The sequence below is a fragment of the Chryseobacterium sp. UYP7 genome, assembly GCF_056279225.1.
In genome coordinates this window covers 95,820-108,671 of record NZ_JBWBQW010000009.1, presented here as the reverse complement: position 1 = coordinate 108,671, position 12,852 = coordinate 95,820, and the positions used below count along the sequence as shown (strand labels likewise).

Annotated in this window: 17 protein-coding genes; all 17 read left to right on the top strand. The window is 33.9% G+C overall.

Translation table 11 applies throughout. From position 1 onward, the window contains the following. The first annotated feature begins 106 nt into the window (after nucleotides 1-106). The 17 genes from hemN to ACZ9HT_RS15875 all read left to right on the top strand — a co-directional run bounded on the left by hemN (nucleotide 107) and on the right by ACZ9HT_RS15875 (nucleotide 12,820). Nucleotides 107-1,465 (top strand): oxygen-independent coproporphyrinogen III oxidase, encoded by a 1,359-nt coding sequence (hemN, locus tag ACZ9HT_RS15955; RefSeq protein WP_476041493.1) that lies wholly within the window; start codon nucleotides 107-109, stop codon nucleotides 1,463-1,465. Between the two features lie 134 nt (nucleotides 1,466-1,599). Then, nucleotides 1,600-2,112: a GNAT family N-acetyltransferase gene (locus tag ACZ9HT_RS15950; protein WP_476041492.1), complete on the top strand. Its 513-nt coding sequence runs from the start codon at nucleotides 1,600-1,602 to the stop codon at nucleotides 2,110-2,112. 44 nt (nucleotides 2,113-2,156) lie between these two features. Then, nucleotides 2,157-2,891: an SH3 domain-containing protein gene (locus ACZ9HT_RS15945; protein WP_476041491.1), complete on the top strand. Its 735-nt coding sequence runs from the start codon at nucleotides 2,157-2,159 to the stop codon at nucleotides 2,889-2,891. A gap of 29 nt (nucleotides 2,892-2,920) precedes the next feature. Next, a complete protein-coding gene (locus ACZ9HT_RS15940) occupies nucleotides 2,921-3,574 on the top strand; it encodes a hypothetical protein (protein ID WP_476041490.1) in 654 nt (217 codons plus the stop codon). Nucleotides 3,575-3,596: 22 nt separating this feature from the next. Continuing rightward, the gene (locus ACZ9HT_RS15935; RefSeq protein WP_476041489.1) at nucleotides 3,597-4,307 is read left to right on the top strand and encodes an XAC2610-related protein; all 711 of its coding nucleotides are present in this window, start codon (nucleotides 3,597-3,599) and stop codon (nucleotides 4,305-4,307) included. 247 nt (nucleotides 4,308-4,554) lie between these two features. Then, the gene (locus tag ACZ9HT_RS15930) at nucleotides 4,555-5,100 is read left to right on the top strand and encodes a hypothetical protein (protein WP_476041488.1); all 546 of its coding nucleotides are present in this window, start codon (nucleotides 4,555-4,557) and stop codon (nucleotides 5,098-5,100) included. Nucleotides 5,101-5,117: 17 nt separating this feature from the next. Then, nucleotides 5,118-5,780: a hypothetical protein gene (locus ACZ9HT_RS15925; RefSeq protein WP_476041487.1), complete on the top strand. Its 663-nt coding sequence runs from the start codon at nucleotides 5,118-5,120 to the stop codon at nucleotides 5,778-5,780. 28 nt (nucleotides 5,781-5,808) lie between these two features. After that, nucleotides 5,809-6,342: a hypothetical protein gene (locus tag ACZ9HT_RS15920; protein WP_476041486.1), complete on the top strand. Its 534-nt coding sequence runs from the start codon at nucleotides 5,809-5,811 to the stop codon at nucleotides 6,340-6,342. 141 nt (nucleotides 6,343-6,483) lie between these two features. Further along, nucleotides 6,484-7,140: a hypothetical protein gene (locus ACZ9HT_RS15915; RefSeq protein WP_476041485.1), complete on the top strand. Its 657-nt coding sequence runs from the start codon at nucleotides 6,484-6,486 to the stop codon at nucleotides 7,138-7,140. Between the two features lie 140 nt (nucleotides 7,141-7,280). Then, the gene (locus ACZ9HT_RS15910) at nucleotides 7,281-7,817 is read left to right on the top strand and encodes a hypothetical protein (protein ID WP_476041484.1); all 537 of its coding nucleotides are present in this window, start codon (nucleotides 7,281-7,283) and stop codon (nucleotides 7,815-7,817) included. A 57-nt stretch (nucleotides 7,818-7,874) separates the two neighbouring features. Then, complete coding sequence (locus ACZ9HT_RS15905) at nucleotides 7,875-8,312, top strand: hypothetical protein (protein ID WP_476041483.1); 438 nt, start codon at nucleotides 7,875-7,877, stop codon at nucleotides 8,310-8,312. Nucleotides 8,313-8,396: 84 nt separating this feature from the next. Next, the gene (locus ACZ9HT_RS15900; RefSeq protein ID WP_476041482.1) at nucleotides 8,397-8,699 is read left to right on the top strand and encodes a hypothetical protein; all 303 of its coding nucleotides are present in this window, start codon (nucleotides 8,397-8,399) and stop codon (nucleotides 8,697-8,699) included. Next, entirely contained in the window at nucleotides 8,696-9,427 is a 732-nt protein-coding gene (locus tag ACZ9HT_RS15895) for a YARHG domain-containing protein (RefSeq protein WP_476041481.1), read from the top strand. Before ACZ9HT_RS15900 ends, ACZ9HT_RS15895 begins: the two co-directional genes overlap by 4 nt. 22 nt (nucleotides 9,428-9,449) lie before the next feature. Beyond that, entirely contained in the window at nucleotides 9,450-9,908 is a 459-nt protein-coding gene (locus ACZ9HT_RS15890; RefSeq protein WP_476041480.1) for a hypothetical protein, read from the top strand. Between the two features lie 13 nt (nucleotides 9,909-9,921). Further along, the gene (locus ACZ9HT_RS15885) at nucleotides 9,922-10,635 is read left to right on the top strand and encodes a YARHG domain-containing protein (RefSeq protein ID WP_476041479.1); all 714 of its coding nucleotides are present in this window, start codon (nucleotides 9,922-9,924) and stop codon (nucleotides 10,633-10,635) included. A 244-nt stretch (nucleotides 10,636-10,879) separates the two neighbouring features. After that, nucleotides 10,880-11,317 (top strand): carboxymuconolactone decarboxylase family protein, encoded by a 438-nt coding sequence (locus tag ACZ9HT_RS15880; protein WP_476041478.1) that lies wholly within the window; start codon nucleotides 10,880-10,882, stop codon nucleotides 11,315-11,317. Between the two features lie 69 nt (nucleotides 11,318-11,386). Further along, a complete protein-coding gene (locus ACZ9HT_RS15875) occupies nucleotides 11,387-12,820 on the top strand; it encodes a pyridoxal phosphate-dependent decarboxylase family protein (protein WP_476041477.1) in 1,434 nt (477 codons plus the stop codon). Nucleotides 12,821-12,852 lie beyond the last annotated feature (32 nt).

Here is a 12,852-nt window from a genome sequence, read left to right as displayed (position 1 = left end):
TTACAACTTCTATCCCATAATTTTAGCACTCCTAACAAATTTCGTATTTTTGCAAAATGAAATTTCAAAGTGAATTTCAGAAATCTATGTAAAAATTTAGCTAGAAATGAATTCTTTAATCGATAAATATAATATTCCGGGACCGCGTTATACTTCTTACCCAACCGTTCCTTTCTGGGACGATGCCAGTTTCAGTGGTGATTTATGGCAACAGTCTGTCCTCAAAACTTTTAATGAAACCAACGATTCCGAAGGGATTTCCATTTATATACATCTGCCTTTTTGCGAGAAATTGTGTACGTTCTGTGCCTGTCATAAAAGAATTACGAAAAATCATTCTGTTGAAACTCCTTATCTGGAAAGTGTTTTGAAAGAATGGGATCTATATATTAAAGTTTTCGGAAGAACTCCAAAAATTAAAGAACTGCATCTGGGTGGTGGAACTCCAACTTTTTTCGCACCGGAAAACTTAAAAATGCTGCTGGAAGGTATTTTTTCAAAAGCAGTAATCGCCGAAAATCCAGAGTTTTCCTTTGAAGGACATCCGAACAATACAACGCGGGAACATTTGCAGACATTATATGATTTAGGTTTCCGCCGGGCAAGTTTTGGCGTGCAGGATTACGATCCTCAAGTTCAGAAAGCAATCAACCGGATTCAGCCTTTCGAAAATGTGAAAAACGTTACTGAAATGGCAAGAGAGATTGGTTACAAAGGCGTTTCTCACGATCTGGTTTTTGGTCTTCCATTCCATACCTGGGAGAAAATGGAATATACGATCCGCAAGACTTTGGAATTAAAACCCGACCGTTTGGCTTTTTATTCTTACGCTCACGTTCCCTGGATCAAAGGCGTCGGACAAAGAGGTTTCGATGAAAATGATCTGCCAAGTGGCGAAGAAAAAAGAAAGCTTTACGAAAACGGTAAGAGATTATTGGAAGAGTTAGGTTATATTGAGGTTGGAATGGATCACTTCGCCTTAGAGCACGATGACTTGTATCAGTCCATGATTTCCGGCGATATTCACCGTAATTTCATGGGTTATTCCTCCAGTAAAACCAAATTAATGGTTGGTTTGGGAATGTCGGCAATTTCTGATTCCTGGTATGCTTTTGCGCAGAGTAATAAAAGCGTCGAAGAATATCAGAAGATCGTAAACTCAGGCATTATTCCTGTTGTTAAAGGTCATGTTTTAAATGAAGAAGATCTTGTTATTAGGAAACATATTCTTAATTTAATGTGCCGTTTAGAAACATCCTGGGATTTACAAACCAGCTTCCCCGAAATTGAAAATTCATTAAAAGCTTTGGAAGAGATGCAAACCGACGGTTTGGTAGAAATCTCCGAAGACACCATAAAAATTACTGACAAAGGTCGCGCGTTTACAAGGAATGTCGCAATGACTTTTGATTTAAGAATGCTGCGAAATAAACCTGAAACGAGGATTTTTTCGATGACGATATAAATTATAAAGCGACTTGAAAGAGTCGCTTTTTTTTATGGAATTTTTCTGTCTAATCACAGCATTAATTTGATCTTAATCTTAGCGGAGATTTAAGTATCTTTAGGAAAATAAAGACATTTAAAAATCCGTATTCTATGATCATTTCCAATAGTAAAATTGATGATATTCCCGAAATATTCAGACTCTACAAACTAGCAACTGACTATCAAAAAATTAAATTTCCCGGAAACATCTGGCCAGAATTCGATCTCGACTTTATTACAACAGAAGTTCTGGAAAACAGACAATTCAAAATAGTTATCGATGATAAAATCGCCTGCATCTGGGCGATCACTTATAACGATGCGCAGATTTGGGAAGAGAAAGAGAACAATGATGCGATCTATCTTCACCGCATCGCTACAAATCCAGATTTTAAAGGAAATAATTTTGTGCAAATAATTGCAGATTGGTCCAAGGACTTTGTTAGAAAGCAAAACAAAAAATTTGTCAGAATGGACACTTGCGGACAAAATGATCGCTTAATCAATCATTATAAAAAGTGTGGTTTTCAATTTTTAGGAATGAAAAGGTTGAAAGATTCTACTGGATTGCAGAAACATTACCAAGATGCAGATGTTTGCTATTTTGAGATTGAACTGAAGTAATTTATTTATTAGAAGTTCGAATAATATTTAATAAATTTTTAAAGATGAAATACGCTAAGAAAATATTGCTTTTTTTGACTTTGTTGTATATTATTTCATTTTCCAGTCAAAATTTTAATCGGGGCTTAATTCTTCCTAAAATAAGCGTCCCGCAGTATCCTGAAAAATTTTGCTGCGTACTTTCTCCGCCTGAAGGTTTCGTAGCTTATGACAAACCTGGTGGAAAAATCATCGGAAAAATTGCCAGGGTGGGGAATGTGAAAAATGATGATCAAGTTCTTTATCACATCTATTTAATAACGGATAAAGGCAAAGTAGAGTTAGAAAATATAAATGAAGTAGGATATGAGATTAGCGCCTTAAAATACATCGATTCGAAGGATGGTTTTGTGAAAATTAAGGTGCCCAATTCCGAAGTTTGGCTGAAAATTTCGGCGTTGCAAAAACAGGGTTTTGAGGCAGTAATTTGGCGCGATCACTTGATTAAAAACAGCGAAACTGTTTTAGGTTATTATGCAAACGAGCCTGGATTAAAACTTAGAAAAGAGCCGAACATTACCGGTGAAATTATAGGGTCGGTGCGGGGAGATTTGTTTGAGATCAAACTGACCAGCGAAGTTTCCGGACAATGGTGCAAAGTAAAAATCACAAAATACCGCGAACATCCCTGCAATACCGATTTAAGTGATGATAAAAATTTAGAATATAAATCTGAAGGTTGGCTCAAAATCATCGATGATAACGGCGAAAGTAATCTTTGGAATTACAAAGGATGTTAAAACATAACAATCTAATTATATCAAAGTAAATGAAGTCTAAATTTTTTTCAGTAGTTTTTATTTTTGCTACTCTCATTTCTTTTGCTCAGAAAAAACAATGTTTCTGTGCAGAAAGTCCGGAAATGAACGAATCCACAACTTCCTGCGAAACCAAGATTTTAAATAATGGTGCAAAACTCTACTGGCAATACAACTGCGAAAAAATCTGGCTCACTTTAGAACATAAAAATAAGAAAATCAAGATCGATGAAGTTGACGTCGGTAACTTTGCGCTCAAATATCGGCTGGGATTTCATCTCATTAAGGAATATAAGTCCAGTCTTCTTTTCCGCACAGGTTGTGGTGCAACCGGCCCTTGTTCCTACGTTTTAATCGATAAAAATTCAGGTAAGAAATTAAAAGAATTTAACCAGCTGATCTGCATCGATACTGATATTCGGATGGAATATCCGCACGCTTATGAATATGAATTTGTAGTTTATTTGTCACCGGATTCTGATCACATTATTGTCTATTTTATCGACACTCAAAAAATAATTAAAGTTCCATTTAATGAAAAGTTGGTTTATGCGATTCCAGAAAATCAATTCACAAAAATGGAAGTTAAAAATAACAGATTAGTAATTACTTATGATACTCAGGAGGATATTTTGAAGTCCTTGAAAATTGACTTGAAAAAATGATTTTTATGTAACCTTATTACTTATGAAAACAATATTTTTTTTTAATGTATTATTTTTCGTTTTTATTTTCTCCTGTAAAAGTGCTCATACAGAAGAGAAAACAACTGTTTTTGAGGTTAAAAGTGCAGCAGCAGAATTTAATGAAAAACCAACTTCGAAAAATTACGAGCCGCGATATGACGAATTCGGAAACACGCAGGTTTTCACCGATTCGCTCTATAAAAATAAAAAGTATAAATTCCTGATCACCAATTTTTCTGAGGAGAAAAGTTATTTTGAAGGTGATTATAACTCCATTTTTCAACTGTTTGAATTAAAATCCAATGGCGAAAAAGAAATTTATCGCGATTCAATACAGCGACATTTTGACGAGGTTCTTTTCGAAGACTTTACCAATGACGGAATTCCGGATATTCTCATTCAAAATATTTCAGACGTTCGCAGTAATTTAACGTATTATCTCTACAAAATCGATACTGCTACGAATCAGGTCACTAAAATAAAAGATTTTGAAACCATTAAAAATCCTCATTTTTTACCGGATTATAATCTGATTGATAATTATGTAATGTCTGGCAGAAACTGGAATTCTATTTATGAAATTCTCGATGACCAGGTGAAAGATTATGGATTTATTATAGAAGATGGCGAAGGAGAAAACGGAAGCTACCCCTACGATTCTGAATACAAAAAAGTCTTGAAGCAAATTTTGAAAAAGCGCGAAAAAAGATAATTTGAGAATTTTTCATCAATCAATAAATTACTTACTCTGTAACAATAAGATTTAAAATATCAGTATATTTTTTAATATTTTAGTTACCTCAAGTTTTATTCACAATTATTTTAACTCAAACCTAAAAAAACCTTAAAACATTGTAATCATCTTTTTACACATTTTATAAATCTATTTACGGCAGATGAAAATTATAATATCGCTTTCCTTGATCTTATTAAATATATCATTCATTTTTGCTCAAAAAATGATTAATAAAGATCTTGATTTTGATGGAATCAGTGATCGTGTTTACGTTGATTCTATTGAACAGAAAATCGTTTGCGAATTATCGACTCAAAATTTTATTCCAACTAAAAGTAAAAGCCTGGGTGAAGGGAATGATCAGTCGGGAGTAATAATTTCGAAAGATGGCTTTTCATTTATAGTGAATTGGATGCGAGCTGGTAACACCAATCAGTTTCGATATAACAAAACGACCCAAAAAATCCAGTTGATAGGAATGAGTAGATATGAATTTGGAAATGCTGCGAACGACGGCGCTGGCGAATCTTCCATTAATCTCCTTACTTCCAATTATATTGGGAACTGGAATTTTTATGATTATCTGGGTAATAATGAGGAAGGTGAATCTGTAAAAATTCCGACAATTAGAACAAAAATTAAAATGAAAACCATTAATTTGGAAAATTTTGGTATTGAAACGCATTATGAATTTTCGGGAATCTGTGCAAGACTTTTTCAAAAGGAAAAATATAAAATCCTGAAAGCAAGAGGAAGAAAATCTTTTTAATAACTGAACTATTGAAGATGAGAAAATTAGCATCCTTTTTTATGATTTTGTTTTTGGTTGGGTTTTTCCCTTCCCAAAGCATCGTCGATCTTTTTTATAAAATCCCCTCAAAAGATCTCGGCAATTTAACTATAAAACAGAAACAAAAACTGCTCAATAGCGGCGGTTTTGCTATTGCCGACATTGCCTATTCCATTGAAATTGATAAAAATAAAGGCTATATCAAAATGTCTTTATCATACACAGAAGGACAATCCGGCTATCAGATCTGGGAAATAGCGATGTGGAATTTAAAGTATAAAAAGTTAGTTGCAGTTTCAGAAATTGCAGGCAGTAACGGTGGTTTTTCCCAAAGCAATTTTAAATTTTATGAATTTAAAGAAGGAAAAATTTCACTTGTTAACAACGGATATTTAAAAAATTACTCCTCAAATTTCGATTCGTTTCTGGGAAAATTATTGGGACAGTTTACAAAGGCTAACGTTCCAAATAATATTATTGAGGATTTAAAGCAGGCGCAATTCACCATCAAATTGCCAAAATCCGGGAAAAATATAGAAGTATCATTTGAAGAAAACTACATGTCCGCGCCAGAATATTTTAGCAAAACTTATGGAAAGTACCTCAATCGAACAGAGAAAGTTTTCCTCTGGAATAAAGAAAAGGAAATTTTTGAATAATACTATTTTCGAATTCTTAATTAATAAAATGAAGCCATTAACCATTCTCATAATTACAATTTCAGTATTAATTTCTTGTAAGAAATCGGATCAAAATGTCCCGAAAAAAGCAAGTATTACGAAGGCAGAGCGCGTTGCTCCTTCAATTTTAAGTCCGACTGAAGTTGCAGAAAAATACAAACCGTCAAATTCCAAAATTGTTCATAAGGTTATTGAGTCGAATTTTTGGAAAGTAAAAAACGTAATTATCGCTTTTTATGAAACAAGATGTGTGGAAGATGATGAGTACAAAAATGACCGGCAGTTTGTAGAATGTCATCTGCTGATTCCGCAGGAAAATAATAATTATAGAAAGGTTTTGGTTACTAAATTTCAGGATGATAACGTAGATACAGAAATTGAAAGTGTATTTTTCGCCAATGCAGATGAAGATCTGGAGAAAGAATTACTGATCATTTCGACCTGTAACCACCGGCTTCAATATTTATATGACGGCACCGAATATATGACTTCCGTTTTTGATAATATTGATCTAAGAAAAATTGGAAAAAAAAACAGTTAACAGAACTATATCAGATTGATAATTTGCTAAAAGGGGATTTACAGGATTTACCGAAGACAATCCAAATTCGACCTCCTCATTTACAAATGCAGCCGAGGTGAAAAAAGAATAAAAAGATTAGGATATTAAAAACGAAAATTAATGAAGAGCATCACCGTTTTGCTATTTTCAATTTGCTCGATCTTCCTGAATGCGCAAAAATTTAGTTTGCCTAAAAACTGTACGGTCGTTAAAAGAATCAAAGGAGATCTTGATAAAGACGGCGTTGAAGAAACTGTTTTAGTTTGCAATATTGATCAGACCAGCGACGCGAAAAAAAGTTATGGAAGGAAACTTTTCATATTAAAACAAAATGGAAATGATTTGATGTTGTGGAAAGAAAATGCAACTGTTCTGCGTGATACCAAAGATTGTGGATTTTGTTTTGGAGACGAAAAAACGCCTTTGATGAAATTAGAGATCAAAAATAATACGCTAATTATTGTACAGGAAACATATAACAACAGCCGACGCACAGAAAGTAATAAACTCATTTTCCGATTCCAGAAAAATGACTGGTTTTTGATAGGATCTATTTATCGGTATTGGGATACCTGCGATTTTGACCACCGCTGCGACATTAATTTTTCTACCGATCAAGTTATTATTACAGATATTGAAGGCGATTGCGATGATGTAGAGTATAAAAGTAAAGGAACATCAATCAAGAAATTCAAATACGCATTCAAAAAAGTAACCCTCGATCCCTATAAACTTACTGAGATTAAATTCGAGAAAGACGTTTATTTTATCTATTAGCTTTTCCGATTTGGATTGTAGAATTTCCTTACATTAGTCTTTAATTATAGTTTGGAGCGATGAATTTTTTACGGATATTTTTTTCAGCTTTTCTCTGCATCTTTCTTTTGAATAGTTGTGTAAAAAAAGACAATATATCCTTGATTAAAACGAGTCCAGGCGTAATTAGTTCACCTAGAATTGGCTTATCCAACAATGAAACGCTTGCCGTTACACCTTCCGAAAATATTCCTCCCTCATTAGAAATCTTGCATGATCAGAAGCCCATTAAACCAAAAATAGTAGAACCAATTATTCTGGATCCATATTTTTCACACGTTATCAGCTGTTTTGATCCAAATTTAACAATGGAATCAGCTCTTGAATTATTGCAGTCAGACGCGGTTGATACCCAGTGGTTTATTGTAGTGAGAAAAAAAGTTCCGAATCATGCGGAATATTTTATGGATTCAGATACGATTCAATTGAAGAAAAAACTTCAAAATGTGGGCTGGGTTTTAATTGACAGTTCTGAAATAAAAGTCGGAAATCAGGTAAAGATTTTGGTAAGTCTTCTAAAAGATGAAAGGATTTGCAACATCCAAAAAATCTTATATCTTCATCCAGATAAAAAAAATCATGAGATAGAAGAAACTTTCGAGATCAGAAGAAATAAAAAAGCTTCTGATGCATTGTAATTATAATATGAACTACCAAAAAAGATGAAATGTCTTAAAGATTTTATAATTCTGATAGTGTTCGCAACTTTAATCATTGCGTGTAATGATAAGAAAATTCCGTTTCTTAAAACTAAAAATAATTTTCCAGATTATTTAAAAAATACTTCTTGGATAATTGCAGATGACCGCTTAATTGGGATCGAACCCAGGGATTCCGTTTATAATTTAACTTTAAAATCCGATACTGCGCAAATGTGGAATTTCTCCGCCGTTGAATTTCAGGACGACAAAAAATTCACCAGTTATAACAGTTGGGAATGTGGAAACGACTGCTTTACGGCGACATTTGGTACTTATGAATTTACAGGAAATAAAAAGATAAGATTAATGACAGACAGCGTTATAACCACCGGCACATGTGCAGCACCTGCAGAAATTATCAAAAATAAAATGGAGGAAAACTTTAAAATAGTAAAAGCTCAGGAAAAAATTGTTTTGACACGAATTAGATAATCATTTTCTTTAAGAAAAATTCTATCTAAAACTTCAAGAAATTGAAAAAATGTCTGTAGATATTAATACTAAAAATCCGAAATAATGACTTCAGAACAAAAACTAAAGACTTTCAAAATAATTAAAATCGTTTCCCTGATTTTATATATTCCACTCTTACTCATTTATCTGGGGCTTTTTGTGCCGGAATATTTAGCGTGTATCAATATCAACCAAGATGGGGCAATCGGAAAATCGATTTGGGGAAATGACGTTGAATGTTTTGGAGAAAGCAAAGGTTTAGGCGACGGTTTATTTATCTTTTTCTCGGAAATAATTGCTGGTTTAACAATTTTCGTCTTAATCATTTTTGTGATCTTAAATCATTTTAAAAAACGCCTTTTATGAAATTGTTTCACTTCTTTCTGATCTTGATGTTGTCCGGGAATTTAGGAGCTCAGACTATAAAAGACTGTTCAACCTGCTCCGTTAAAATTATTAAGTCAGATCAAATTAAAGATCTGAGTATTGATGAAATTCGGTTGCTAACAAATGAGATTTTTGCGAGAAACGGCTATGAATTTGAAAACGGAAGATTTCGGGAATTTTTCGAAAACAAGAAATGGTATCACTCGAAAGGTGACAACAAAAAAGTTTCATTTAACGACGTTGAAAAACAAAATATCAAAATTTTTCAAAACCAGACTTTAAAGTTAGAAGCTGATCGAAAGGAAATTACAGCACAAATAAAAATTTTTAAATCTTTAGTTATGGCCAATAATATCACGAATTTAAAATCAGTTTTTGGTTTCGAATACGAAAAAAGTGATGGCGACTACGAAGTGAAATACCTGAAAGATGTCTTAAATAAAATTAATCTAAACGATATCAATTACTATAAAAAGCTAGGTTTAAATGCAGTTTCAATCGATAATGGCTTTGTGCAGATCAGTTATAGGATTTCTGTGGAAGGAAATGAAGTTCGGCTTAATTATAACTGGATGACCAATTCTGCGATCATTAAAGACTTAGATGAGTTTACCGATTATCATTCCGAAAATGAATTCAGTTATGAGTGGCAGTTTATTTTCGAAAATAATAGAATAAAATATTTACGATTAGCAGTTGCAGGATAAAATTAGATTTTAGAGAATTAATATGGATAGAATTGACCACAATATTTTAGGTTTTCATTTTAAAAAATTTTTGAAGCAAATTATTGTCGTTTTCGTCGCTACTTTTCTACAAATTTACTGGTCAATGGGTGAACTTTCAAACCGAATGTCCAGTTCTTCCCCAGATTCATGGTTTGTTGAAGATGCGCTAATAATGTCTTTTTTGACCGCCATTTTTTTTGTCTTCATTTTATTTTTAACTTCCAGAGTGAAAGATGACTACATCAACAAAAGCATTAATTTTATGTTGCTGATTTTGATCTGGTTTTATTGGAATTACACTATTTTCGTAGATCGAGAATCGTCCTGGAGTTCTTACGGTTTTGGGAGCGAAATCCATTATACTATTACAAAATCTCTCATACCTGCATTTTTGCTGGCAATGATAACAATAATAAGGGTATCGAAAATTCAGAAAAGGAAAATTTTAGAAAAGAAATAATAAAAAAAGCTTTATGAAAAAAAACCTTCTTTTTCTGTTATTTTTGCTCGGGTTTCTGGCAAATTCGCAGACTTTGAAAGACTGTTCGATCTGTTCTGCAAAGGTGTTGTCACAAGATCAAATAGCTGATTTAAGTATTGATCAGCTTCGTTTTTTAGCCAATGATCTTTTTGCGAGGAAAGGGTATCAGTTTAAAAATCCGGAGATTTCATCTTATTTTGAAAATCAAAAATGGTATCAAACAATTAGTGATAATAATAATAAAATTGAATATTCTGCTACTGAAAAAGCCAATATTAAAATTTTACAGGAAAAGACCACTGATTTGAAAAAAAGTCGCGACAAACGAATGTCGAATTTGGTTCTTTTTAAGAATGCAGTTGTTACGAGCGATCATACAACGCTGCTTTCCAAATTTAAATTTGATTCCAAAAGAGTTGATTTAGATACTTTAAAAAAAAATTTACAATACATTGATCTTGAAGATATTAATTGGTCAAAGAATAGTGGAATATATAAAGTGATTATCGATAACGGTAATATTGTGCGCGTTTTTGAATTAGAAACAGATGAAAAACAATGCACGGTGAAATATGGAAATCAAGGCGGTTCAGAATTTAAGCATGATTTTTATCCGAGTGATCGAAACCTTGAGTACAGTTTTCAATGGATCTTTGAGTGGAAAAACGACGAACTCCAATTCGTAAATTTAGTCGTTGCAGGTTAATTTTTAACTTCAACTATTGAATCTTAAATAGATTTCAATTACCAAACTTTTGTTCTATTCTTGTTTTCTTTATTACTTAAATTGGACTTCACTTGCAGCTTGCTAAGAGCGAGAAATAGGATTGTACTTTCAAGGATCACTCTTGTGAAAATATAGAAAACCCTCGCTTTTCTCCTGCGTTTTTGACTAATTTTGTCACGCTAAACTCAAATATTTTTCGCAATAATCTATAAACTGTAAACCAATGGAATCCAGAATAAATATCTCAAAATTAGATCCTAAAGCATACGAAGCCATGATCGGCCTGGAGAAATATCTAGCACAAAGTGGTTTGGATAAAAATCTCTATGAGCTCATTAAAACGAGAGCTTCCCAAATTAATGGCTGCGCTTACTGCCTAAATATGCACACAAGAGACGCCATAAAACTGGGAGAAACACCGCAGCGATTGTTTTTATTAGACGCGTGGCGCGAAACAGAACTTTTTACCGAAAAAGAGAGAGCAGTTTTAGCTTTAACAGAAGCCATGACTTTAATTACAAATGGTCATGTTCCAGATGAAATTTATCAAGAGGCTGAAAATCTTTTAACACCACTTGAATTAAGTGCCGTAATTATGGCAGTAGTCGCGATCAATGGTGGGAACCGTATTGCAATAACGACGAGATTGCCTTTAGATTAGATCAAAATTAATCTCCTCTTCTTCCTCTTTTCCATCTAAATTAATCAACTTCTAAATTAAGACTTAAACGTGAACACCGACGAAATCCTCTTGAAACTTGGCGAACTGAACGAAATAAGTCAACAACTTCAAACTCCGCAAAACGAGCGTTTAGATTTGTTAAATACCGTAACTGATTATACCAATCGTTTTATCGACGGATTAAGCACGGTTAAGGCTTTTCAGGAAAAAGAAGTTACTTCCTTAGAAATAACCAATCAGAAAAGATCGCTGCCTGAACTTCTGGAACTGTATCAAACGCAAGTTGTCGAAACCGGAATTAACGCTGCCTCCGGAAAGCACTTGGGTTATATTCCGGGCGGTGGCATTTTTACTGCTGCACTTGCAGATTTTATTGCGGCGATCACCAACCCTTTTGCCAGTGTACATTATGCTTCACCTGGTGCAGCCACCATCGAAAATGAATTTATTAACTGGTTAAAAACCTTATTTTCATTTCCGGAAAACTCTGCTGGATGTTTATCTTCCGGAGGTTCTATTTCTACCTTGATCGCATTTACGGCAGCTCGAGACAAGCATCAGGTTAAAAATGAATTCATTACAAAAAACGTGGTTTATTTAAGCGAGCAGGTTCACCATTCGACCCAGAAAGCCTTACGCATTATTGGTCTGGAAGATGTGATCATCAGATATATTTCCTTAGATGATCATCATAAAATTAAAACGGCTTCTTTAGAAGAACTGATCAGACAAGATATTGCGGCGGGACTTCAACCTTTTATGGTGGTTGCGACCGCCGGAACTACCGATACTGGTGCAGTTGATCCTTTAAATGAAATTGCAGACATCGCTAAAGCAAATAAAATGTGGTTTCATGTAGATGCTGCTTACGGAGGATTTTTCATAATGACCTCCAGAAAAGAACTTTTTAGCGGAATTGAAAAAGCCGATTCTTTGATCATTGATCCGCACAAAGGTTTATTTCTCCCGTACGGCGTTGGTGCGGTTTTAATAAAAGACAGCGCAGCCGTTTTGCATTCCCATTATTACACAGCGAATTATATGCAGGACGGTGCGAATGAAGAAATGTTGAAAAGTCCCGCTAATATTTCTCCGGAATTAACCAAGCATTTTCGAGGGTTACGGGTTTGGTTGCCTTTGCAGATGCATGGAGTAGAACCGTTTATCGCTTGTCTGGAGGAAAAACTGTTGTTGGTGCATTATTTTAGAAATCAATTGGCAGAACTTGGTTTTTGTTTAGGTCCGGAACCGGATTTGTCGGTAAGTTATTTTTGGTATCCTTTTGAAACCGATGCCGATCTGAAAAATAAACAGTTGATGGACGCGATTCACGCGGATGGATCTGTGTTTCTGAGTTCCTCAATAATTGAAAATCGATTCGTGATCAGAATTGCGATTTTAGCCTTCAGAACAAAAAAAGAAATTATTGATGAAGCGGTAAAAATGATAAAAGACTGCTTGAAAAAGGTAGATCGTCAGTAAATAAAATTCCTAATAGAAAGAACATAAATTTT